Source organism: Chromobacterium violaceum ATCC 12472, assembly GCF_000007705.1.
Taxonomy (GTDB): Bacteria; Pseudomonadota; Gammaproteobacteria; order Burkholderiales; family Chromobacteriaceae; genus Chromobacterium; species Chromobacterium violaceum.
Genome location: NC_005085.1, coordinates 3,622,407 through 3,645,231, shown reverse-complemented (window position 1 = coordinate 3,645,231; position 22,825 = coordinate 3,622,407). Strand labels below are relative to the sequence as shown.

General features: G+C 66.3%; 24 protein-coding genes. 8 read left to right on the top strand and 16 right to left on the bottom strand.

The annotated features are described in order from the left end of the window. The first annotated feature begins 41 nt into the window (after positions 1 to 41). From CV_RS16510 to CV_RS16480, 7 genes are all read left to right on the top strand, one after another. Positions 42 to 656, top strand: a complete 615-nt coding sequence (locus CV_RS16510; protein WP_011136895.1) for a MotA/TolQ/ExbB proton channel family protein — start codon at positions 42 to 44, stop codon at positions 654 to 656. A 2-nt stretch (positions 657 to 658) separates the two neighbouring features. Continuing rightward, complete coding sequence (locus CV_RS16505) at positions 659 to 1,075, top strand: ExbD/TolR family protein (RefSeq protein ID WP_011136894.1); 417 nt, start codon at positions 659 to 661, stop codon at positions 1,073 to 1,075. 13 nt (positions 1,076 to 1,088) lie between these two features. After that, positions 1,089 to 2,108: a tetraacyldisaccharide 4'-kinase gene (gene lpxK / locus CV_RS16500; RefSeq protein WP_011136893.1), complete on the top strand. Its 1,020-nt coding sequence runs from the start codon at positions 1,089 to 1,091 to the stop codon at positions 2,106 to 2,108. Further along, the gene (locus CV_RS16495; RefSeq protein WP_011136892.1) at positions 2,098 to 2,280 is read left to right on the top strand and encodes a Trm112 family protein; all 183 of its coding nucleotides are present in this window, start codon (positions 2,098 to 2,100) and stop codon (positions 2,278 to 2,280) included. The genes lpxK and CV_RS16495 overlap by 11 nt, the downstream gene beginning before the upstream one ends. Continuing rightward, on the top strand, positions 2,277 to 3,032 hold the full coding sequence (gene kdsB, locus CV_RS16490; protein WP_011136891.1) for a 3-deoxy-manno-octulosonate cytidylyltransferase: 756 nt from the start codon (positions 2,277 to 2,279) through the stop codon (positions 3,030 to 3,032). Before CV_RS16495 ends, kdsB begins: the two co-directional genes overlap by 4 nt. 62 nt (positions 3,033 to 3,094) lie before the next feature. Then, a complete protein-coding gene (gene adk, locus CV_RS16485; RefSeq protein ID WP_011136890.1) occupies positions 3,095 to 3,751 on the top strand; it encodes an adenylate kinase in 657 nt (218 codons plus the stop codon). Positions 3,752 to 3,926: 175 nt separating this feature from the next. Next, entirely contained in the window at positions 3,927 to 4,544 is a 618-nt protein-coding gene (locus CV_RS16480; protein ID WP_011136889.1) for a PAQR family membrane homeostasis protein TrhA, read from the top strand. Positions 4,545 to 4,610: 66 nt separating this feature from the next. Here CV_RS16480 and CV_RS16475 read toward each other — a convergent pair whose 3' ends face one another. The 15 genes from CV_RS16475 to CV_RS16405 all read right to left on the bottom strand — a co-directional run bounded on the left by CV_RS16475 (position 4,611) and on the right by CV_RS16405 (position 18,519). After that, positions 4,611 to 6,203, bottom strand: coding sequence for a DUF3369 domain-containing protein (locus tag CV_RS16475; RefSeq protein ID WP_011136888.1), 1,593 nt, complete (start codon positions 6,201 to 6,203; stop codon positions 4,611 to 4,613). Then, complete coding sequence (locus CV_RS16470; RefSeq protein WP_011136887.1) at positions 6,200 to 7,711, bottom strand: sensor histidine kinase; 1,512 nt, start codon at positions 7,709 to 7,711, stop codon at positions 6,200 to 6,202. Before CV_RS16470 ends, CV_RS16475 begins: the two co-directional genes overlap by 4 nt. A 139-nt stretch (positions 7,712 to 7,850) precedes the next feature. Further along, positions 7,851 to 8,774 carry a DMT family transporter gene (locus CV_RS16465; protein ID WP_011136886.1) on the bottom strand — a complete coding sequence of 308 codons (924 nt, stop codon included), beginning with the start codon at positions 8,772 to 8,774 and terminating at the stop codon, positions 7,851 to 7,853. A gap of 68 nt (positions 8,775 to 8,842) precedes the next feature. Further along, complete coding sequence (locus CV_RS16460; RefSeq protein WP_011136885.1) at positions 8,843 to 10,309, bottom strand: bifunctional ADP-dependent NAD(P)H-hydrate dehydratase/NAD(P)H-hydrate epimerase; 1,467 nt, start codon at positions 10,307 to 10,309, stop codon at positions 8,843 to 8,845. Positions 10,310 to 10,311: 2 nt separating this feature from the next. Then, a complete protein-coding gene (locus tag CV_RS16455; protein ID WP_011136884.1) occupies positions 10,312 to 10,917 on the bottom strand; it encodes a flavin prenyltransferase UbiX in 606 nt (201 codons plus the stop codon). A gap of 52 nt (positions 10,918 to 10,969) precedes the next feature. Next, positions 10,970 to 11,812: an RNase adapter RapZ gene (gene rapZ, locus CV_RS16450; RefSeq protein WP_011136883.1), complete on the bottom strand. Its 843-nt coding sequence runs from the start codon at positions 11,810 to 11,812 to the stop codon at positions 10,970 to 10,972. Beyond that, entirely contained in the window at positions 11,793 to 12,749 is a 957-nt protein-coding gene (gene hprK / locus CV_RS16445) for an HPr(Ser) kinase/phosphatase (RefSeq protein ID WP_011136882.1), read from the bottom strand. Before hprK ends, rapZ begins: the two co-directional genes overlap by 20 nt. Further along, the gene (gene ptsN, locus CV_RS16440) at positions 12,742 to 13,203 is read right to left on the bottom strand and encodes a PTS IIA-like nitrogen regulatory protein PtsN (protein ID WP_011136881.1); all 462 of its coding nucleotides are present in this window, start codon (positions 13,201 to 13,203) and stop codon (positions 12,742 to 12,744) included. The genes hprK and ptsN overlap by 8 nt, the downstream gene beginning before the upstream one ends. 122 nt (positions 13,204 to 13,325) lie before the next feature. Next, positions 13,326 to 13,658 carry a ribosome hibernation-promoting factor, HPF/YfiA family gene (gene hpf / locus CV_RS16435; RefSeq protein WP_011136880.1) on the bottom strand — a complete coding sequence of 111 codons (333 nt, stop codon included), beginning with the start codon at positions 13,656 to 13,658 and terminating at the stop codon, positions 13,326 to 13,328. A 67-nt stretch (positions 13,659 to 13,725) separates the two neighbouring features. Next, positions 13,726 to 15,126, bottom strand: a complete 1,401-nt coding sequence (locus CV_RS16430; protein ID WP_011136879.1) for an RNA polymerase factor sigma-54 — start codon at positions 15,124 to 15,126, stop codon at positions 13,726 to 13,728. Positions 15,127 to 15,129: 3 nt separating this feature from the next. Beyond that, the gene (gene lptB / locus CV_RS16425) at positions 15,130 to 15,858 is read right to left on the bottom strand and encodes an LPS export ABC transporter ATP-binding protein (RefSeq protein WP_011136878.1); all 729 of its coding nucleotides are present in this window, start codon (positions 15,856 to 15,858) and stop codon (positions 15,130 to 15,132) included. Next, positions 15,855 to 16,415 carry a lipopolysaccharide transport periplasmic protein LptA gene (gene lptA / locus CV_RS16420; RefSeq protein WP_011136877.1) on the bottom strand — a complete coding sequence of 187 codons (561 nt, stop codon included), beginning with the start codon at positions 16,413 to 16,415 and terminating at the stop codon, positions 15,855 to 15,857. Before lptA ends, lptB begins: the two co-directional genes overlap by 4 nt. Then, positions 16,405 to 16,974 carry an LPS export ABC transporter periplasmic protein LptC gene (gene lptC, locus CV_RS16415; RefSeq protein WP_011136876.1) on the bottom strand — a complete coding sequence of 190 codons (570 nt, stop codon included), beginning with the start codon at positions 16,972 to 16,974 and terminating at the stop codon, positions 16,405 to 16,407. Before lptC ends, lptA begins: the two co-directional genes overlap by 11 nt. Beyond that, positions 16,971 to 17,495, bottom strand: coding sequence for a KdsC family phosphatase (locus CV_RS16410; protein ID WP_011136875.1), 525 nt, complete (start codon positions 17,493 to 17,495; stop codon positions 16,971 to 16,973). Before CV_RS16410 ends, lptC begins: the two co-directional genes overlap by 4 nt. A gap of 46 nt (positions 17,496 to 17,541) precedes the next feature. Then, the gene (locus tag CV_RS16405) at positions 17,542 to 18,519 is read right to left on the bottom strand and encodes a KpsF/GutQ family sugar-phosphate isomerase (protein ID WP_043596538.1); all 978 of its coding nucleotides are present in this window, start codon (positions 18,517 to 18,519) and stop codon (positions 17,542 to 17,544) included. 111 nt (positions 18,520 to 18,630) lie between these two features. On the opposite strand from CV_RS16405, the gene CV_RS16400 reads away from it, so the two are divergent. Beyond that, positions 18,631 to 20,601, top strand: a complete 1,971-nt coding sequence (locus tag CV_RS16400; protein ID WP_011136873.1) for a cation:proton antiporter — start codon at positions 18,631 to 18,633, stop codon at positions 20,599 to 20,601. Positions 20,602 to 20,660: 59 nt separating this feature from the next. Here the strand turns inward: CV_RS16400 and CV_RS16395 are convergent, their stop codons facing one another. Then, on the bottom strand, positions 20,661 to 22,811 hold the full coding sequence (locus CV_RS16395) for an AsmA family protein (RefSeq protein ID WP_011136872.1): 2,151 nt from the start codon (positions 22,809 to 22,811) through the stop codon (positions 20,661 to 20,663). Positions 22,812 to 22,825 lie beyond the last annotated feature (14 nt).

The following is a 22,825-nucleotide window of genomic DNA, read 5'->3' as shown; positions in this document are numbered from 1 at the left end:
GAATAAAGTCTGGCGTTTGTATCGATGACGGAGAATGCTTCGTGTGGGCTATCGTTGAAGCGGCCGGCTGGCCGATCTGGACCATCATCGCGGCTTCCGTGGTGTCGCTGGCCATCATTCTGGAGCGCCTGTACACGCTGCGGCGCGGCGCGGCGGTGCCGCAGGGGCTGCTGGCGCAGACGCTGCAGGAGTACCGCCGGGTCGGCGACAAGGAGGAGCTGCTGCAACGGCTGCAGGGCCATTCGCCGCTGGGCCGCCTGTTCGCCGCCGGCCTGCGCAATGTGCACGGCAGCCGCGAGGTGATGAAAGAGGCGATCGAGGACGAGGGCCGCCAGGTCGCCTACCAATTGGAAAGGTTGCTGACCACGCTGGGCACCATCGCCGCGATGGCGCCGTTGCTGGGCCTGCTCGGCACCGTGATCGGCATGATCGAGATCTTCGGCTCGCAGAACGCCAGCGGCGCCAATCCGCAGCAACTGGCGCATGGCATTTCCGTCGCGCTGTACAACACCGCCTTCGGCCTGATCGTCGCCATTCCCAGCATGATGTTCTACCGCTACTTCCGCTCCAAGGTGGACGGCCTGCTGGTGGAGATGGAGGCGCAGGCGGTCAAGCTGGTGGAAGTGGCGCACGGCGAGCGCAAGAACGGGAGCTGAGCATGGATTTTCGTCGCGGCCGAGGCCGGGAGGAGCCGGAGATCAACTTCATCCCGTTGATCGACGTGCTGCTGGTGATCCTGATCTTCCTGATGGTCACCACCACCTATTCGCATTTTTCGGAGTTGAAGATCAACCTGCCCGCCGCGCAGGGCGAGCAGCAACAGAACAAGACCGTCGAGATCAAGGTGGCGGTGGCCGCCGACGGCGCGATGGCGGTAGGCGACGCCAGGCTGGCGCCAGGCGACAAGGCCGGGCTGCTGGCCAGCCTGAAAACCGCCGCGGCCGGCAAGACAGACGTGGTGGTGGTGGTCAACGCCGACGCCAGGTCCACGCATCAATCGGTGATCACCGTGATGGAGGCCGCGCGCGAGGCCGGCCTGTCGCAACTGACTTTCGCCACCCAGAACCTGAAGTGAAGCCGAAGGCCGCATGCGTCTGATCGAACAACACTGGTACCGGCCGCGAGGCTGGCTGACAGCCCTTCTGGCGCCGCTGGAAGGGCTGTTTGCGCTGCTGGCCGCTGCTCGCCGGCAGGCGTTCCGCCGCGGCTGGAAAACGAGCGGGCGACTGCCGGTTCCGGTGGTGGTGATAGGCAACATCAATGTCGGCGGCGTCGGCAAGACGCCGCTGACGCTGGCGCTGCTGCGCGATTTCGCCGCGCGCGGCGTCAAGGTCGGGGTGATCAGCCGCGGCTACGGCGGCAAGGCGCCGGCGCCGACCGAGGTGGGGCCGGACAGCGACCCGGCCCTGGTCGGCGACGAGCCGCTGCTGCTGGCCGCCGCCGGCGCGCCGGTGGTGGTGGGGCGCGACCGCGTCGCCGCCGGCCGCCATCTGCTGGCGCGGCATCCGGACGTGGAGCTGATTCTCAGCGACGACGGCCTGCAGCATTACCGGCTGGCGCGCGATCTGGAGATCGTCGTGCTGGACGGCAGCCGCGGCCTGGGCAGCGGCCGGCTGCTGCCCAACGGCCCGCTGCGCGAGCCGCCGTCGCGGCTGGCGGCGGTGGATGCCGTGGTGGTCAACGGCGAGGGCGCCCAGTTGCCGTTGCCGGATGGTCTGCCGCGCTTCGCCATGACGCTGCGCCCCGGCGCCTGCCACGCGCTGGACGACGCGTCGCGCGCGCGGGACGCGGCCGGCTTTGCCGGGCGGAAGGTGGCGGCCTTGGCCGGCATCGGCCATCCCGAGCGGTTTTTCGACACGCTGGCGGGGCAGGGCATCGCCGTCGAGCAACGACTGTCCTTCCCCGATCACCACGCGTTCGTCCCCGGCGACATTCCCGCCGACGCCGACGCGGTGATCGTCACCAGCAAGGACGCGGTCAAGCTCGCGCGCGTGATTCATGATGCGGCGCAGCGTGCTAGACTATGGGTTTTGCCGGTTCAGGCCACGCTGGCGCCTGATCTGTGCGAATGGATACTAGCCCGCTTGAAGACGAAACATGGACGCTAAATTTCTGGAAATCCTGGTGTGCCCGCTGTGCAAGGGCCCGCTGGTGTTCGACAAGAGCAAGGACGAGCTGATCTGCAAGGGAGACCGCCTGGCGTTCCCGATCAAGGACGGCATCCCGATGATGCTGGAGAGCGAAGCGCGCGAGCTGGCCCCGGAAGAAGAAGTCAAATGAACGGCTTCACGGTGGTGATCCCGGCGCGGATGGCGTCCAGCCGTCTGCCTGGCAAGCCGCTGGCAGACATCGCCGGCAAGCCCATGGTGGTGCGCGTGGCGGAGCAGGCGGCGAAGAGCCGCGCCGCCCGCGTCGTGGTCGCCACCGACCACGCCGACATCCTGGCCGCCTGCGCCGCGCACGGCGTCGAGGCGGTGCTGACGCGCGAAGACCACGCCAGCGGCACCGATCGCCTAGCCGAAGTGGCCGCCAAGCTGGCGTTGCCGGACGACGCGCTGGTGGTCAACGTGCAGGGCGACGAGCCGCTGATCCAGCCTGAGCTGATCAACCGGCTGGCCGAGCTGCTGGCCGGCGCCGACGCGCCGGTGGCGACCCTGGCGCACGCGCTGCACGACGCGGCCGACCATTTCAATCCCAATGTGGTGAAAGTGGCGCTGGACAAGCATGGCCGCGCGCTGTACTTCAGCCGCGCGCCGATTCCCTACGCCCGCGACGCCTACGCCGCCGACCGCTCGGCGTTGCCGGCCGGACTGCCGGTTTACCGCCATATCGGCATGTACGGTTACCGGGCCGGTTTCCTGGCTGCCTATGCAGGCCTGGAGCCGGGGCCGCTGGAGCAATACGAAGCGCTGGAACAATTGCGCGTGCTCTGGCATGGTTACGGCATCGCGGTGGCATTGGCGGACGAGGCGCCGGCCGCCGGCGTGGACACGCCGGAAGACCTGGAACGGGTGCGCCGGCTGTTCGCCTGAGGGGCAGGGAGCGGCCGCTCCGTCAAAGAATTCATAAATCAAACAGAACTGGAGTCACACAAATGCGATTGATCCTGTTGGGCGCGCCCGGCGCCGGCAAAGGCACCCAGGCCAACTACATCCGCGAGAAGTTCGGCATCCCGCAGATCTCCACCGGCGACATGCTGCGCGCCGCGGTCAAGGCCGGCACCCCGCTGGGCCTGGAAGCCAAGGCCATCATGGATGCCGGCGGCCTGGTCCGCGACGACATCATCATCGGCCTGGTCAAGGAGCGAATCGCCCAGGACGACTGCGCCAACGGCTTCCTGTTCGACGGCTTCCCGCGCACCATTCCGCAGGCGGAAGCGATGATCGCCGCCGGCGTCGACATCGACTACGTGGTGGAGATCGACGTGCCGGACGCCGCCATCGTCGAGCGCATGGCCGGCCGCCGCGTGCACCTGGCTTCGGGCCGCACCTACCATGTCACCTTCAACCCGCCCAAAGCGGCCGGCAAGGACGACGTGACCGGCGAGGACCTGGTCCAGCGCGACGACGACAAGGAAGAAACCGTGAAGAAGCGCCTGGCTGTCTACCACGAGCAGACCGCCGTGCTGGTGGGCTTCTACGGCAAGCTGGCCGAGAGCGGCAGCGCCAAGGCGCCGAAGTACGTGAAGATCGACGGCACCCGCGCGGTGGAAACCGTGCGCGACGACGTGCTGAAGGCGCTGGGCGCCTGAGTCTCCGCGGCAATCGGCAAGCAAGCGGGCTTCGGCCCGCTTTTTGTTTGCGCAAACCGCTAGTCTTGGGCCGCCGGACGGGGGACAATGGAACCCAGAGGAGCCGGGAAGGCTCCAATCTGGGTTGCAACCGTTTCAAGCGCCGGCCGGATGCCGGCGCCAAGGAAAAACAATCATGTATCGCGGCGAACGTTTCAACGGCTATTCGCATCTTGCCGGCACCCTGCTGGCGATAGCCGGCCTGGTGGTGCTGGTGGTCGAGGCGGCCATGCAGCGCGATCCGTGGAAGATCGTCAGTTTCAGCCTGTACGGCGGCACCCTGGTGACGCTGTACCTGATCTCGACGCTGTACCACAGCTTCAAGGGCAGGGCCAAGGCCATCTTGCAGAAATGCGACCATTCGGCGATCTACCTGCTGATCGCCGGCAGCTACACGCCGTTCGCGCTGGTGACGCTGCGCGGCGCCTGGGGTTGGACCCTGTTCGGCATCAGCTGGGGACTGGCGCTGTTCGGCATCGTCCAGGAGCTGACGCTGGGGCGGCGCACCCGCATCCTGTCCATGATCCTGTACGTGGCGATGGGATGGCTGGTGCTGATCGCCGTCAAGCCGCTGATCGAGGCGCTGGAGCCGGGCGGACTGTTCTGGCTGGCGCTGGGCGGCCTGCTGTACAGCGCCGGCATCTACTGGTTTCTCAACGACGAGAAAATCCGCCACGGCCATGGCATCTGGCATCTGTTCGTGCTGGGGGGCAGCATCTGCCAGTACCTGTGCGTGTTGAACTACGTCGCCTGAGCGAGCGGGCGGAAACGGAAAAACGGCAGCGGAGCGCTGCCGTTTTTGTTTGGATGGCCGCGGGGATCAGTCGCCGAACTGCACCGGCAGCCGGTCCTCGCTCACCAGCCGGCTCAGCGCGGCGACCACGTGCGGGTCGAACTGGGTGCCGGAGCGGCCGTTGATGTACTTCATCGTGTCCTCCATGCTCCAGGGCTCCTTGTAGGGGCGCTTGTTGAGCAGCGCGTCGAACACGTCCACCACCGCGACGATGCGCGCGGACAGCGGGATGGCCTGGCCCTGCAGCTTGCCGGGATAGCCGTTGCCGTCGAAGTGCTCGTGATGGCCGCCGGCGATCTCGGAGCCCAGAGACAGGTAGCTGGCGCCTTCGACCAGCTGGGCGGACTTGGCCAGGATCTGCGCGCCTATCGTCGCGTGCTGCTCCATGATGGCGCGCTCTTCCGGGTCCAGCTTGCCGGGCTTGAGCAGGATGTGGTCAGGCGTCGCCACCTTGCCGATGTCGTGCAGGATGCTGGCCATGCCGACCATGTCCATGAATTCATGGGTCATCAGTTCGGGATAATGGTTGTGGCTGACCATTTCCTCGGCGATGGCGTCGGTCAGCTTTTGCACCCGCAGCACATGATCGCCGGTGTCGGTGTCGCGGAATTCCGCCAGGTCGGCCAGCGCCACCACCGTCGCCTCCTGCGCGCTGCGCAGCTGGTTGTACAGGTAGAGGTTGTCGTAGGCGGCCGAGATGCGCTGGCAGAATACGTCCAGCAGGTCGCGCTCCACCGAGTCGAGCGGCCACTGCGGCATGAAGTGGACGGCGAATTCGCGGCGGTTGCGCGAGGAAATGTACAGCACGTCGTACGGATGCTGGTAGATGCTGCGTTTTTCCTTGAACACCTGCTGGAACACCGCCGCCAGGTGCGGCTCGTTGGACAGGTCGCCGGACTCGGCCAGGTATTCGTAGGCGCCGGACACCGCCAGGATTTCCAGCTCCGGCCGGCCGACCAGGTTGTCGTTGCGCACGCACAGGATGCCGTCGGTGCCGATGTCCAACAGCGCGCTGATCTGGCGCAGCACGCCGGACGCGAATTCCCGCAGCGAGTGCAGCTGGTACAGGTCGGACGCGCTTTCCAGGATCTTGGCCAGGCCCTGGCGGTTCTTTTCCAGCGATACCAGGTTCTCGTAGGCGCGCAGCGAGGCGATGGTGGTGGTGAACAGCTTCTGAGTGGTCAGCTCGGTCTTGGTCTTGTAGTCGTTGATGTCGTAGTTGAGGATGACTTCCTGTTCCGGCGCCTGGCCGGGCTGGCCGGTGCGCAGCACGATGCGCACCACGCCGTTGTCCAGCTCCTCGCGGATGCGATGCACCAGCCTGAGGCCGGCGTCCTCGCTTTCCATCACCACGTCCAGCATGATCAGCGCGATGTCCGCGTGCTGCTGCAGCATCTGGAAGGCCTCGGCGCCGCTGTAGGCGCTCAGCAGCTCCAGCGGGCGCTCCTTGTAGCTGATGCCGCGCAGCGCGATGCGTGTGGCGGTATGCACATCCTTTTCGTCGTCGACGATCAGCACTTTCCAGGGCTTGCGCACCTCGGACGGCCGTCCGGCTTCGTCGCCGTCGGTATCTTCCAGCAGCCAGTTGTCGTCGTCGGGAAGAGAGGCTTGTTGGCTCATGCCACATTCTCCTTGTGCTGGACGGTGGGTGCGATGCAGGGCATGTCCAGCGTGAATCGGGTGCCCTGTCCAACTTCGCTGTGAACCTCGATGTTGCCGCCCAGTCGCTGCCGCACGATGTTGTAGACGATGTTGAGGCCAAGACCGCTGCCGCCGCTGCCGCGGCGGGTGGTGAAGAAAGGTTCGAACACCCGGCCGAGGTTTTCCGGCGAAATGCCCTTGCCGCTGTCGCTGATGGTCATCGACACGTGCTGGGCGTCGCTGCGGTGGGCCTCGATGACGATGGTGCCAGCAATTTCGCCGCTTTCATAGCCGTGTATCAGCGCGTTGACCACCAGATTGGTCAGCACCTGGGCCAGCGCGCCGGGATAGCTGTCCAGCAGAATGTCCTCCTCGCACTGGATGTCTATCGCGACCTTGGTGTGCTTGAAGCGTGGTTTCAGGCTGGTGATCACCTCGTTCAGGTAGTCGTGCAGATGGAAGCTGCGACGGGCCTCGCTGGTCTGGTCCACCGCCACCTGCTTGAAGCTGTGGATCAGGTTGGCGGCGCGTTCGGAGTTGGCCAGGATCAGCTCGCAGCATTCCTGGGCCGTTTCAAGGTAGCTCTGGAAGTCGCTTTTTTTGATGTTGCCGCTGTCCAACTTGCCGGTGATGTGGGAGGTGGCGGTGCCGAGGTGGGAGGCGGCGGTCAGCGTGATGCCGACCGGCGTATTGATCTCGTGGGCGACGCCTGCCACCAGGCTGCCCAGCGAGGCCATCTTTTCCGCCTCCACCAGCGTTTCCTGCGTCGCCATCAGTTGGCTGTAGGCCTGTTGCGCCTTTTCCTTTTCCTCGCGCGCGACGGCCTCGGCCGCCGTCCGTTTCACCAGGTCGGCCGCGGTGCGTGCGACGATGCGGTTGAAGCCGTTGACGATGCCGCCGATCTCGTCGTCCGCCAGGTGGGTGATCTGCGCGCCGCTGGCGTCCGGCGCGCGGATCGCGGTGTTCAGCGCCAGCTGCAGCTTGGACAGCGGCTGGAAGATGAAGCGCTGCAGGTTGAACGACATGATGAAGAAGATCAGGCCGTCCAGCAGGATGATCTGGGCGAAGATGGTGATCAGGTGCTGGTCTTCGCGCGCGCGCAGCGCGTCGTGCGACAGGTAGACGGTGGCGGTGCCCAGGTGTTCCTTGCCCTGGTAGATGATGGGGATGCTGAGGGTGTCGTCGACCTTGGGCTGCTCGTTGGGCAGCATGTCGCGCAGATTGCCGTTGGCGTCGCGGGTGCGGCCCAGGTTGAGGCCGCTTTCCCCCTTTACGTTGATGGCGATCACCGATGGCCAACTCAGCTCGCTGTCCAGCGCCAGGCGGACGTTCTCGTCATCCAGCTGCCAGATGCCGTGGGGCAGGGACAGCGACAGGCGCGATTGCACGGCGGCGCGTTGGGTTTGGAAGTCGTTCTGGTCGATATTGTAGTCATGGATGTAGAAATACAGTCCGGTCGTCCCCAGAATGGTGGTGATCCATGCCATCAGCCATAACATTAACCTTGTCTTGATGCTTTTCATGGTGCCTGTTTGCTCGTGCCCTCAGAATCAATCGTAGGCAGAGGGAGCCGGAATTGCCATGCTGGATCGAGAGCGGCCGCCCTGCCGATGCCTGGTTCGCGGATCAGGACGGCGGGTTGGCCAGCGGCTGCGGCTGGACGCGGCGCAGCGGCAGTTTCTGCGCCAGCAGGCCGCCCAGGATCAGCGCCAGGCCCAGCAGCGTAGACGGCAGGATGGCCTCGCCGACGATCAGGTGGATCAGCAGCAAGGACGCCATGGGCGACAGGAAGATCAGGTTGGCGATGCTGGCGGTGCTGCGCGTCAGCTTCATCGCCGACAGCCACAGCACGAAGGTGAAGCCCATCTCCAGCGCGCCGACGTAGGCCGCGCCGGCCAGTCCCTGCCAGGCGGGCGGCGTCAACTGGCCATGCCAGGCGCACCAGGCCAGGCTCAGGGGTAGGCTGGAGGCGAAGTTCAGCGCCAGTCCCAGCACCGGTTCGCGCGTGTCGCGGGTGTTGAATATCCAGTAGCCTGCCCACAGCAGCGTCGAGGCCAGCGCCAGCAGCACGCCCAACTGGTTGGAGAAATGCAGTTCGAGCAGCTGTCCCCGGGTGCCGATCACCAGCACGCCCAGATAGCAGACCAGCGCGGCCATCGCGTCCTGCAACCTCAGCTTCTGCTTCAGCAGCGGCACGGCCAGCAGCGTCATCGTCAGCGCCCAGGTGTAGTTGATCGCCTGCGCCTCCTGCGCCGGCAGCAGCGAGTAGGCCTGGAACAGCACCAGGTAGTAGGCGAAGGGGTTGACCGCGCCGAGCAGCAGCGAGCTTTTCCAGTGGCGGCGGAAGGCGGCGGCCAGCTCGGGTAGCCGTCCTTGCCAGGCGAGGATGGACAGCAGCGACAGCAGCGAGGCGGCGCTGGCGTACAGCACCAGCTGCATCGGACTGAGATATTGCAGGCTGAGCTTGAAGGCGCTGGCGACGGTGGACCAGGCCAGCACGGCGCCCAGGCCGAAGGCGTAGGCTTTTTTCTGGTTATGGGCGGACGACAAGACGGCTCTCCGGTATGTGGGCTTGCCGGTCGATCTTAACTACAAACCGCCGTCATCGGCAAAGCGCTTCAGCCTTCGGCGTGCAGATGGTTGAGCGCGCGGCTGAGGCGCGGAACGGTGGCGGACGCGGTCAGTCCGATCGGGCCGCCGCTTTCGGCGCGGTAGCCGTCGCCGGCCAGGCCGTGCAGCCGCGCCGCCAGCGAGGCCGCGTCGAAGGCGTCCAGGCCCTGGGCCAGCAATGCGGCGACGAGGCCGGTCAGCACGTCGCCCTGGCCGGCGGAGGCCAGTTCCGGCCCCCCGCTGTCGTTGACGCGATAATAGCCGTCCGGCCGCGCGATCAGGCTGCCCGCGCCCTTCAAGACCACCACGCAGTTGAAGAGGGCGGCCAGGCGCCGGGCATGGCCAACGCGATCGGCCTGGATTTCCCGCGTGTCCAGCTTCAGCAGCCGCGCCGCCTCGGCTGGGTGGGGCGTCAGCACGGTGGGCGCGCCGCGCGCCGCGATGCGGGCGGCCAGGTCGCGGCGGACGGCAAGCAGATTGAGCGCGTCGGCGTCCAGCACCAGCGGACAGGCGCGGGAGATCGCCAGTTCCAGCAGCCGCTCGGCCAGCTCCTGTTGCCCCAGGCCGGGGCCGATGGCCAGCACGTCGGCGGCGGGGATGTCCGCCGACTCGTCCGCCGGGCGCATCATCAGTTCCGGCGCGGCCGGATCGACGGGCAGCCTGTCGTCCAGCGCGCACAGGTAGACCTTGCCGGCGCCGCCTGCCAGCGCGCTGCGCCCGGCGAGCAGCGCCGCGCCCAGCATGCCGGGCGCGCCGCCGATGACCGACACCGAGCCGTAGCTGCCCTTGTGGCTGTCGCGGGAACGGGCGAGCGCCGCCGCTGACGGGCGGTTGAGCTCGCCTTCTGCTTCCGGGTACAGGGCGGCGGGGCAATCCAGCGCCGCCAGTTCCACCCGGCCGGCGAAATCCGCGCCGGGGCCGCCGAACAGACCCGGCTTGTGGCAGAGGAAAGTCAGCGTGTGGTCGGCGCGGATCGCCGCGCCCAGGGCATGCCCGGTGTAGGCGTCCAGCCCGCTCGGGCAGTCCAGCGCCAGCCTGGCGCAGTCCAGCCGGTTCAGCCGGGCGATCAGGTCTTGCCAGGACGCGTCCAGCGGCCGGGACAGGCCGATGCCGAACAGGCCGTCTATCAGCAGCGCCGGCGTCGGCGCATTGTCGGGGAGCTCCGCCAGGATGGCGATGCCCGCGCTTTCGGCCTGGAGGCGGGCGGCACGGCATGCGTCGCTGGCCGGCGCGACGGGTTGCAGGACCGTCAGCGGATGGCCGCGCTTCTGCAGCTCCAGCGCCGCGTACAGCGCGTCGCCGCCGTTGTTGCCGGGGCCGGCGCAGACCAGCAGCGAAGAGGCGGGCGGGCAGTGGCGGGTGACCCAGTCCGCGGCGGCCAGCGCGGCGCGGCGCATCAGGTCCAGGCCGTCGCCGGCGGCGGCCTTCTCCAGCCGGCGCAGCGCTTCCAGGCTCAGGATCGGGCCGCCGTCCATGCCTACTCTCCCCAGCGCGGCGTCAATGTCTGCGCTACGCCCAGTTGATCGAGGATGCGGGAGACGACGAAGTCCACCATGTCGTCCACGCTCTTGGGGTGGGTATAAAATCCGGGGGAAGGCGGCAGGATCACCACGCCCAGGCGCGCCAGCTCCAGCATGTTCTCCAGGTGGATGGCGGACAGCGGCGTCTCGCGCGGCACCAGCACCAGCTTGCGCTGCTCCTTGATGCAGACATCTGCGGCGCGTTCGATCAGGTTGTCGCTCATGCCGTGGCGGATGGCCGCCAGCGTGCCCATCGAGCACGGACATACCACCATCGCGTCCGGCGGATTGGAGCCTGAGGCGGCCGGCGCGAACCATTCCTCGCGGCCGTACACTTCCAGCTGGCCGTCGCCGGCCGGGTAGCGCTCCCGCAGCCAGGCGAGCATTTCCGCGGGACGGGAAGGCAGCGTCAGCTGCATTTCCTGTTTGGCCACCACTTGGGCGGCCTGCGAGTACAGCACCCATACCCGCGCGCCGGCGGCGAGCAGGATTTCGATCAGGCGCAGGCCGTAGGGCAGGCCGGAGGCGCCGGTCAGCGCGACGGTGATGGTCTTGCGGGTCATTTCATCCTTCTTGAGCCAAGCGGGGAGGGAAGCGCGGCGTCTTCCCGGCCATTCAGTGTTCGCGGTACAGCTGGCGGTGGCGGACCAGCACCTGGCGGTCGGAGAAGGCGCGCGCCAGGTTTTCGATGATGTAGACTGAGCGGTGCTGGCCGCCGGTGCAGCCGACGGCCACCGTCAGGTAGCTGCGGTTTTCCTTGCCGTAGCAGGGCAGCCACTTGGCGATCATCGCCTGGATGTCGGCTATCATTTCGGCCACGGCCTTGTTGCCGGAGAAGAAGTCGATGATGGGCTCGTCGCGGCCGGTGAACGGGCGCAGCTGCGGGTCGTAGTAGGGATTGGGCAGGCAGCGGGCGTCGAACACGAAGTCGGCGTCCTGGGGAACGCCGTGCTTGAAGCCGAACGATTCGAAGATCAGCGTCAGCCGGTTGCCGTCCGCGTCCACCAGTTCGCGCACCCAGCTTCTGAGCGCGTTGGCCGACAATTCGCTGGTGTCGATGCGGGTGCCGAGCTCCAGCACATCGGCGAGCATCTCTTGTTCCAGCAGTATGCTTTCCTCCACCGTGATGCCCGAGCCGGACAGCGGATGGCGCCGGCGGGTCTCTGAGAAGCGCTTGACCAGCGTTTCCGGCTTGGCTTCCAGGAACAGCAGGCGCACGTCGATGCCCTGGGTTTTCAGTCCTTCCACCACCTGCGGCAGCGCGCCCAGCGACGGGCCGGAACGGGTGTCGACGCTGATGGCGATATCCTGGTAGCCGAAGTCGTCGTACATCGCCATCGCCTCGGGCAGCATGGTGGCCGGCAGATTGTCCACGCAATAGAAGCCGGAGTCCTCCAGCGCGCGCAGCGCCACCGACTTGCCGGAGCCGGACAGGCCGCTAATCAATATCAGGCGCATTTTCCTGGTCTCTCAAGAAGTTGGTATGGCGTTCGATGAACTCGCGGGTGCTGTCTATGCCGCGCAGCTGCAGGATGTAATTGCGCACCGCGGCTTCCACCAGCACCGCCAGGTTGCGGCCTGCGGCCACCGGCAGCACCACCTTGCGCACGGTGACGCCGATGATGTCCTGGGTTTCGGACTGGATGTTGAGCCGGTCCAGCGCCTGCATCGCCTGGTCGTTGGCCTTGACCAAGTGGATGATCAGCTTCAGCACTTTCTTGGGACGGACCGCGGTCTCGCCGAAGATGGTGCGGATGTTGAGGATGCCGAGGCCGCGCACTTCCAGAAAGTCGCGCAGCAGCGGCGGGCAACGGCCCTCCAGCGTGTCCGGGCCGATGCGGTACAGCTCCACCGCGTCGTCGGCCACCATGCCGTGGCCGCGGGAAATCAGCTCCAGCGCCAGTTCGCTCTTGCCCATCGCCGAGTCGCCCATGATCAGCACGCCGATCTCGAACACGTCGAGGAACACGCCGTGCAGCACCGTGGACACCGCCAGCGCCCGCGCCAGGTAAATCCGCAGCACGTCCATCAGGTACGGGCTTTCCAGCGTGCTGCACATCAAGGGCACGTTGTGGCTGTGGCAGTAGTCGCGCAGCAGCCGGGGCACGGGCTGGCCGTTGGCCACCATCACCACCGACATGCTCTTGTGGAACAGCTGGTCCAGCGCGGTCTTGGCCGCCGACTGCTCCAGCTTGTTCAGGTAGTCCACCTCGGCGAGGCCCAGCACCTGCACCCGGTTGGGGTGGATGAAGTTCAGGTGGCCGACCAGGGCCAGCGTAGGACGCTGGTCGTCGTTGCCAATCACATTGTCGGAGCCGCCGGTGCCGGCGACCCAGGTGAGATTCAGTTTCTGCTGGTTTTCCTGATACAGCCGGCGCACGGTGATGCTAGGCATGGGGGGTCCATTCGCAAAGCAGCTGGTACAGGTCGTCGCGCGCGTCCACGCCCAGCATCTGCTCGCGCATCTGGCGGCTGGAGAACATCTGCGCCAGCTCCGACAGCACCTGCAGATGCAGGTCGGTGGCGTGCTCGGGCACCAGCAGCACGAACAGGCATTGCACCGGCTTGCCGTCCGGGGCGTCGAAGGGGATGGGCGCCTTCAGGCGGATGAACACGCCGGTGGCTTCCTTCAGGCCGCGCGCGCGGCCATGGGGGATGGCCACGCCCTGGCCGAGTCCGGTGGAGCCCAGTTTTTCACGGCTGAACAGGCTGTCGAAAATCTCGCTGCGGGCGATGCCGCGGGTGTTTTCCACCAGCAGGCCCACCTGCTCGAACACCCGTTTCTTGCTGGCGACGTCCAGGTCCAGCAGGATATGGTCCGGGGTCAGGATCTTGCCGATGAGATTCATGTTGGATTATGCATGCGGCTTTTGGGGAAACTGTGGATTCTACGTTGCCTTGATAGTACTGAAAACCGGCAAGCGCAAAGAAAAACGGGAACCGCCAGGCTCCCGTTCTCTTCAGTCAGGCCTTACAGCGAAGCCTGGGTCTGCGAGGCCTCGCCCGAGCCCAGCGCGCGGTGCTCGGTCAGCTTTTCCTTGTATTTCAGGACCTGGCGGTCCAGCTTGTCCATCAGGATATCGATGGCGGCGTAGAGATCGGCCTCGGAAGCCTCGATGTGGATGTCCTTGCCGGACAGGTGCACATTGACTTCGGCCTTCTGGACCAGCTTGTCCACCGACAGGGTGACGGAGATGTCGATCACATGGTCGACATGGCGGGTAATGCGCTCCAGCTTGTTCTCGATGTATTCGCGCAGCGACGGGGTGACTTCCAGGTGCAGGCCAGTTACTTTGAGGTTCATACCCTAGCTCCTTCTGGTGTTGACCGCCCGGTCGGGTTGTCGGGCGGCATTGTATTCTTGAGGCGCCCTACAGCGCCTTGCGCAGATTCACCGCCGGAATCTGCATGGCTTCACGATACTTGGCTACGGTGCGTCTGGCAACCTGAATTCCCTGTTTGGCCAGCGCGTCGGCGATGGCGCTGTCGGACAGCGGCTTGGCGCGGTCCTCGGCGTCTATCATGCCGCGGATATGGGCCTTGATCGCGGTGGCGGAGCACTCGCCGCCGCTTTCAGTTTCCAGCGAACTGCCGAAGAAATACTTGAGCTCGAACAAACCCCGCGAACAGAGCAGGTATTTCTGGCTGGTGGATCGGGAAACGGTGGATTCGTGCAGGCCCAGCTCTTCCGCGATGTCCCGCAGAATCAGCGGGCGCATCGCCACTTCGCCGTGCTCAAAGAACAACTGTTGACGCTCGACAATAGCTTCCGCCACTTTGAGTATGGTGTCAAATCGCTGCTGGATGTTCTTGACCAGCCAGCGCGCCTCCTGCAGACGGCCCGACATTTCGCCGCCGGCGCGGTGGTCGGCCAGCATCCGTTCGTACAGCCGGTTGACCCGCAGGCGGGGCATCGCGGCGCGGTTGAGCTCGGCGGTCCAGCGGCCGCGCAGCTTGCGTACGCTGATGTCGGGGATCACGTAGTGGACGTCGCCGTGGCCGAAGCCGGTGGCGGGATGGGGGTTGAGCCTGGCGATCAGCGCCTGCGCGTCGCGCAGCGCGGCGTCGTCGCAGCGCAGCAGCTTTTTCAGCCTGGCGTAGTCGCGTCCGCCCAGCAATGCCAGATGCTCGCGGACGATGGCCAGCGCCAGCGCGTGCCCGGGCTCGTCTCCCGGCAGGCGCCGCAGCTGCAGCGTCAGCGATTCGGCCAGCGAGCGGGCGCCGACGCCGGCCGGGTCGAACTGCTGCAGCAGCGCGAGGCCCACCGCCAGCTCGTCGCTGTCCAGCTCCAGTTCCAGCGGCAGGTTGCCGGCCAGTTCGTCCAGTCCCAGCGGCAGGTAGCCGTCGTCGTCCAGCTCCTCGATCAGCAGGCTGACCACCGCGCGGTCGCGGTCGGTGAGGGCGAGCTCGCCCAGCTGGGTCAGCAGGTGCTCGCGCAGGCTGATGGGGCAGGGCACGTTGAGCATGGGGTCGAAGTCGTCGTCGTCCCCCTTGCGTGCGCCCGCGCCCCAGTCCAGCAGCTCGCCGGCGCCGTCGTCGCGGCTATCGGCTTCCTGCGCTTCGACCGGGCTGTCCTGCTGTTCGGGGCCGTCGCCCGGGGCCTCGCCGTCGCGGGGCTCGTCGCCGCGCTCCAGCAGCGGATTGTCGAGCAGGAAGCGTTCCACTTCCGCCTGCAGATCCAGCGTGGACAGCTGCAGCAGCTTGATCGACTGCTGCAGCTGCGGCGTCAGCGTCAGTTGCTGGGATACCTTGAGCTGAAGGGCCTGTTTCATCGCTTACAGGTGGAAGTGCTCGCCGAGGTAGACCTCGCGCACTTTCTCGTTGTTGACCAGTTCTTCCGGCTGGCCGGAGGCCAGCACCGAGCCGTCGCTGATGATGTAGGCGCGGTCGCAGATGCGCAGCGTTTCGCGCACGTTGTGGTCGGTGATCAGCACGCCGATGCCGCGCTCCTTCAGGAAGGAGATGATCTTCTGGATGTCGATCACCGCGATCGGGTCCACGCCGGCGAACGGTTCGTCCAGCAGGATGAAGCGGGGGCGGGTGGCCAGCACGCGGGCGATCTCCACCCGGCGCCGCTCGCCGCCGGACAGCGACAGCGCGTTGCTGTCGCGCAGGTGGCCGATGTTCAGGTCGTCCAGCAGCAGGTCCAGCTCTTTTTCCAGCTCCTTGCCCTTGAGGCCGGCGATCTCCAGGATGGCGGCGATGTTTTCCTCCACCGTCATGCGGCGGAAGATGGACGCTTCCTGGGGCAGGTAGCCCAGGCCCAGCTGGGCGCGCTGGTGGATCGGGTAGCGGGTGATGGACGCGTCGTCCAGCCGGATGTCGCCGTCGTCGGCGCCGATCAGGCCGACAATCATGTAGAAGCTGGTGGTCTTGCCGGCGCCGTTGGGGCCGAGCAGGCCGACCACTTCGCCGCTGTCTATGCTCAGCGACACGTCCTTGACCACGGTGCGCTTCTTGAAGCGCTTTTTCAGCTTGGAGACAGTGAGGGTGCTGTGCTTCATGGCTTGGCGGCTCCGGCGGCGGGCTTGGCGGCCGCCGGCTGCGACGCGGAGGTCTTGGGCTGCAGGATCACCGTGGTGCGTCCGCCGCCCTTGCCGGCGCTGGCGCCGCCGCCCATCACCTGGTAGACCTCGCTCTGGGTGTCGTAGGTGATCACGTTGCCGATCACGAGGTCGCCGTTGCGCTTGACGCGGGCGTTGCCGGTCAGCACCGCGAAGTGCTTGGCGCTGTCGTAGTCGAGCTTGCTGGATTGGCCTTCGATCCAGCCGCTGTTGTTGTCCAGCTTCTGGCGGAAGGTGACGATGCGGCCGGTGGCCTGCAGCGTCTGGTTGCCCTGCTGGTCCTGCGTGGCGACTACCTTGTCGGCGTTCAGGCGCAGCGTGCCCTGCACCACCACCACGTTGCCGGTGCAGGTGGAGATGCCCTTGGTCTGCTCCATGGTGCAGCCGTTGTCGCTGGTGATTTCGATGGGCTTGGTTTTATCCGCCTGTTCGGCGTGGGCCAGCGCGGCGGCGGACAGCAGCAGGCCGGCCAGCAGGATGCGGGAGTTATTTGACATAGACGATCTTGGTTTTGGAGTACAGATTGAGCAGGCCCAGCGACTCCTGGTAGCTGAAGCCGATGGAGTTGGCCACCGAATTGCCCTGATAGATCACCGATGGCGCCTTGGAGCTGGCGAAGCGCTTGCCGGTGTCGACGAACATCGCGCTGCTGACCAGCCGGGTTTCCGGTTGCTTGCTGTCTGCGGGTTTGATCAAAACGACTTTCTTGTCGAAGTAGGCCTGCTGGCTTTTGTTGTTGTAGCGTCCGGTCTCGCCGGTCACGTGGTATTGCAGCGCGCCCTGCTGGTACTGGTACAGGTCGGGGTTCTCGAAATAGGCGTCGGGCTTGCCTGGGTATTGCCACATCCGGGTGGCGATCAGCTTGTCCATCAGCATGCCCTGCTTGTCGTAGCGGGTTGCCACCAGGTTTTCCGCCACGTATTCGGGCTTGTCCGGGTCCAGCTCGCGGCGGTGGCTGTCCCAGCGCGAGATCTGGTCCAGCCATACCGTCAGCAGCGCGGTCAGGCCGATCAGCAGCACCGGGAACAGGCGGTGTGAGCGCAGCAGCTTGATCATGCCAGATACCGTGCGAGCACGCCTTCGAAACTGCCCTGGGCCTGCATGATCAGCTCGGCGAGCTCGCGCACCGCGCCGTGGCCGCCGGGGTTGCCGGTCACGTAATGGCAATGCTGGCGCACCTGCGGCGGAGCCTCGGGCACGGCCACGGCCAGGCCGACCCGGGTCAGGATGGGAAGGTCGATCAGGTCGTCGCCGATGAAGGCGCACTCGTCGGCGGACAGGCCGGTCTTGTCCAGCAGATCGGCCAGCGCGACTTGCTTGTCGTGGACGCCGCCGTAGTAATGGTCGATGTTCAGCGCGCGGGCGCGATGCTCGACGCAGCGGTCGGCGCGGCCGGAGATGATGGCCAGCTGCACGCCTGCGCCCTGCAGCAGGCGCAGGCCGAGGCCGTCCTGCACGTAGAAGGACTTGCTCTCCTCGCCCTGGGCGTTGTAGTAGATGCGGCCGTCGGTGAGAACGCCGTCCACATCCATGATCAGCAGTTTCACCTTGCGGGCCTGCTCGGAAATCATACGCATTGCTTGATCCTTGCCGCCGCCGGTCGATGCGACCGGCCGGCTGGTGTTAAAACACGCCGGCGTGCAGCAGGTCGTGCATGTGGAGCACGCCGGCCAGCTTGCCCTGGGCGTCGACGACCACCAGGCTGGTGATCTGGTGCTGTTTCATCAGGAAGCCGGCCTCGGCCGCCAGCTTGTCCGGTTGTATCGTGCGCGGCTTGCGGCCCATTACCTCGTCCACTTTCAAGCGGTAGACGTCCACGCCCTTTTCCAGCGTGCGGCGCAAGTCGCCGTCGGTGTAGATGCCGTGCAGCGTGCCGTCGGCATCGCCGACGGTGACCATGCCCAGACGTTTCTGGGACATTTCCAGCAGCGCGTCCTTCAGCGGCGTGCCCGGCGCCACGCGGGGCAGGGCGTCGCCGCCGTGCATGAGGTCCTTCACGTGCACCAGCAGGCGCCGGCCCAGGCTGCCGCCCGGGTGGGACAGCGCGAAATCGCTCTGCCCGAAGCCGCGCGCCTCCATCAGCGTCACCGCCAGCGCGTCGCCCAGCGCGATCTGCGCGGTGGTGCTGGTGGTCGGCGCCAGGTTCAGCGGGCAGGCCTCGCGCTCGACATGCGTGTGCAGCAGGACGTCGGCGGCCTGCGCCAGCGTCGATTCGGACCGGCCGGTCACCGCGATCAGCTTGCTGCCTTTCAGCTTCAGCGCCGGCAGCAGCGACACCACTTCGGCCGACTCGCCGGAGTTGGACAGCGCGATCACCACATCGTCGCCGGTGATCATGCCCAGGTCGCCGTGGGCGGCTTCGGCCGGATGCACGAAGAAGGCCGGGGTGCCGGTGCTGGCCAGCGTGGCGGCGATCTTGCGGCCGACGTGGCCGGACTTGCCCATGCCGGTGACAATCACGCGGCCCTGGCAGGCCAGAATCGCTTCCACCGCGTCCAGAAACTCGCCGTTCAGGCGTTCGGCCAGGGTGCTCAGCGCGGCCGCTTCGGTGAGCAGCACTTCGCGCGCCGTCTCCAGGCGGCTGATGTGAGTTTTTTCCATAAGGCAAAAGTATATCAAAGGTTATAATCGATTGACGCGGGTGCTGGTGCAAGTTTTGCTTGGCGGTCGTGTTTTCCGTTGCCAATTCTTACCCAGGAGCCCCGTCCGCCGATGCATTCCATGGCCCCCATCGTCCTCGTCCTGCTGGCCGCCGTGCTGGTGGTCACCCTGTGCCGCAGCCTGAAGGTGCCGGCCATGCTCGGCTACCTGGTGGTGGGCTTCCTGACGGGGCCGGGGGTGATGAACCTGATTCCGCAGGGCAAGGAGACTGCCTTCCTCGGCGAGATCGGCATCGTGTTCATGATGTTCACCATAGGCCTGGAGTTTTCGCTGCCCAGGCTGAGGGCGATGCGCCAGCTGGTGTTCGGCGTCGGTTTCGCCCAGGTGGCGCTGACCATGCTGCTGGTGGCGATGGCCATCGCCTATCTGACAGGCAGCCCGCTGACTGGTTTCGCCATCGGCGGGGCATTGGCGATGTCGTCCACCGCCATCGTCAGCAAACTGCTGGCGGAACGGCTGGAATTGAACCAGCCGCACGGCCAGCTGGCGATCGGCGTGCTGCTGTTCCAGGACATCGCCGTGGTGCCGCTGCTGATCATGCTGCCGGCCTTCGCCGGCGGCAGCGACACGCTGTGGCTGGATCTGGCCAAGGCGGGCGGCAAGGTGCTGGTGGTGCTGGCCTTGCTGCTGTTCTTCGGCCAGCGTCTGGTGCGGCCCTGGTTCCACCTGGTGGCGCGCCAGCGTTCCGGCGAATTGTTCATGATCAACGTGCTGCTGGTGACGCTGGGCATCGCCTGGATGACCGAGCTCTCCGGCCTCAGCCTGGCGCTGGGGGCCTTCGTCGCCGGCATGCTGATCTCGGAAACCGAGTACCGCTACCAGGTGGAGGAGGACATCAAGCCTTTCCGCGACATCCTGCTGGGTTTCTTCTTCATCACCGTGGGCATGAAGCTGGAATTGTCGGTGCTGTTCGGCCGCTTCGGCGAGGTTTTGCTGTTGCTGGCGCTGCTGCTGCCTTTGAAGCTGGCGGTGGTGTTCGGTCTGGGCCGTTTGTTCGGCCATCGTTCCAACGACGCGATGCGCTCGGCGCTGGCTCTGGCCCAGGGCGGCGAGTTCGGCTTCGTGCTGCTGTCGCTGGCGCTGAACTTGAAGCTGGTGGCCGCGCCGATGGCCCAGGCCGCCATCGCCGCGATACTGATCTCCATGCTGGCGGCGCCTTTCCTGATCATGCACGGCGAGCGCATCACCCGCAGGCTGATCAAGCAGGACTGGATGCTGCAATCGCTGGACCTGCACCAGATGCTGGTGGCCGGCATGAGCAAGGACGAGCATGTGCTGATTTGCGGCTACGGCCGCAGCGGCCAGGCGCTGGCCCGTTTGCTGGAGACCGAGAAGATCAATATGTTCGCGCTGGACATGGATCCGGAGCGGGTGAGGGAGGCGGGCGAGGCCGGCGACCCGGTGGTGTTCGGCGACGCCGGCAAGAAGGAGGTGCTGCTCGCCGCCGGCCTGATGCGCGCCAAGGTGGTGGTGGTGACCTTCGCCGACACCCATGCCGCCTTGCGCATTTTGCACACGGTGCGCGAGGTGCGGCCGGATCTGCCGGTGATCGTGCGCACCATAGATGAAAGCGAGCTGGACGTGCTGCGCCAGGCCGGCGCCGACGAGGTGGTGGCCGAGGTGATGGAAGGCAGCCTGATGCTGGCCTCGCAGGCGCTGCTGGAGGCGGGCGTGCCGCCCAGCCGGGTGCTGCGGCGCATCCGCGCGGTGCGCGAGGAACGCTACGATCTGTTCCGCGGCTTCTTCCGCGGCAGCAGCGACGAGACGGAAAGCCTGGAGGAGTCGCTGGTGCCCCGGCTGCTGAGCGTGCAGGTATGCGGCGGCGCGGCGGCGATCGGCCAGCCGCTGGGCGCGCTGGGCCTGGACGCGCTGGGCGTGGAGCTGAAGGCGATCCGCCGCAACCGCGTGCGCCGCACCGATTTCGACGACAGCTTCGAGGTGGCGCCGGACGACGTGATGGTGCTGCTCGGCACGCCGGAGCAGCTGGCGCTGGCTGAGTCGAGAATCCTGCAGGGAGATTGAGCCCCGCGCCCAATGAAAAAGCCCCGGTTTCCCGGGGCTTTTCGTTTGGGGCCGTCGGCTCAGGGCAGTATCGTGGTGATCTGCTTCTGAAGCTGCTGCTTCAGCGCCTGTTGCTTTTCGCCTTCGGTCTTCTTGCCCTTGACCAGCGCGTTGAAGTCCAGCGCGTACACCGGCGAGTTGATCGGCCCGGTGATCTTGAGCGGCACGTTGACGCCTTTCAGCCGGGCGAATTCCTGAGGGTTGGCCTGCACGTCCATCGTGTAGTCGACGATGTTCTGCTTCAGGTCCATCTTGCCGCCGCCGTTGACGTTGACCAGCTGCGAGGCCAGCTTCAGGTCCTGGCTGCGCGCCACGCCGCTGTCCAGCTTGAAGCTGGTGGACAGCGTGGAGAAGGTGGTTTTCTGGTCGTTCTGCGCAGCGCCGTTCCATTCCTTCAATTCCGCCGGCAGGTTCTTCAGCGCGGCGACCAGGTCTATGCCGGTCAGCGCGCCGTTGTTCAGGCTGAAGGAGGCGTCGCCGCTGAGCGTGCTGCGCAGCTCGGCGAAGGACTTGCCGTCGGCGTTGATGTCTATCCTGCCGTTGCCCTTGCCGTCCAGGCGGTTGAAGTTGAACAGGTCCACCAGCAGCGGGCGTATCTTCATGCCCTGCAGCGTCTGCTTGACCTGCAGGTGCGGCACGTCGCGCCGGCTCAGGGAGGCGTCGCCCTGCAGGCGGCCGTCGTAGATGTCGGCGGACATCTGGTCCAGCTCGAAGGCGCGCGGGTTGATGCGCACGTTGCTGGTGATGTGGTTGATGCGGAAGCGGCCCATCGCCAGTTCGCCTATCGCCACCTTGCCGTTCAGGTCGAAGAAGTCCAGCCAGTCCAGCGGAATCTCGTTGGTGTTCTGGAAGATGGCCACCGGATCGCCCTGGGTTTCCGGCAGGTAGCGGTTCAGGTCCAGCTTGCCGATGTTGAGCGTGGCCTCGTGGCGCGGCTTGATCAGGCCATACTGGCTCAGCGTGGCGGACACCTCTGAGCCGTCCAGCTTGCCGGCGACGCGCAGGTTGAAGCGCGGCTCGTCGATGTCGCCGTCCAGCGCGCCCTCCATGCTGGCCACCAGGCGGCCGCGCGGCAGCGCCGGCGTGGTGATGGTGCTGGTCAGCTTCAGCGGCTGCATCAGCAGCTGGTTCATGCCGGCCAGCGACAGCGGCGCGTTCAGCTTGACGTTGACCTTGCTGGAGCCGGCCAGCCAGTTGAACTCGCCGTCCAGCTTGTCGGCGTAGAGGCCGCCCTCGCTCAGCTTCAGATTGTCCAGCGCCGCCTGCAGCTGGTACTGGCTGCGCGCGTAGCTGAGCTTGGCGCTGAGGCTGCCGGACGGCATGGTCAGCTCGCGCAGGCTGGCGTTGATCTGCGGCAGGGTCAGTTTGACCTCGCTGCTGGGGCGCTCGCTGGTGAAGCTGACGGTCACCTCGCTGCCGGTGGCCTGCAGCGAAGCGAAGTTGAGCTTGTACTGGCCGGCGATGGTCAGCTTGGTCTCGCCCAGGCCCTGGATGTTGCTGATCGCCACCGCCTCCAGCTCGGGCAGGCTGACCTGGTCGTCCTGTATCGTGAGCGGGGTGGTCAGCGCCAGCCGCACCGGCCGCCTGTCGTCGTCGAGGATGGCGCCGAAGCTGACGTCGGCGGTGCCGCGCAGATTGTCGGCGTCCAGGCTGATGCTGGCCAGGCGCTTGTCGGTGTGGGTCAGCTGGTCGGACAGCAGCAGCGTGCCTTCGCGCACGGTCAGCCGGTCCAGCTTGAGGGTGTAGCTGTCCTGGTGGCGGCGCTGGAACAGGTCGGCGATGTTCAGCTGGCCGTCCAGGCCGCGGCTGACGCCGGCGCTGGGGCCGTACAGGTCCAGCGCTTTGACTTCGCGGTTGCCGAACAGCAGCGGCATCCAGGCCAGCGACACGCGCAGCATCTCGACGCGGGCGAAGGCGTCGGGCTTGCCGGGGTCGCTGATGCTGAGTTTTTCTATCTCAATGCCGGGGGAGGGGAAAACCTGGGGCGTGATGCGGCCGTCGATGCGGACGCTGCGCCCGGTGTCTTGCAGGGCGTGGGTCAGGCTGCTGCGCACGGCAGCTTCGTCGAATTGCCAGTAGATCAGCGCGCGGATCAATACCAGCAGCAGGACCACGGCCAAGGTGCCGTAGGTCGCGATTCTTAGCCACAGCCGGCCGGAGTTCAATTTCATCGGGATCGCTCGGA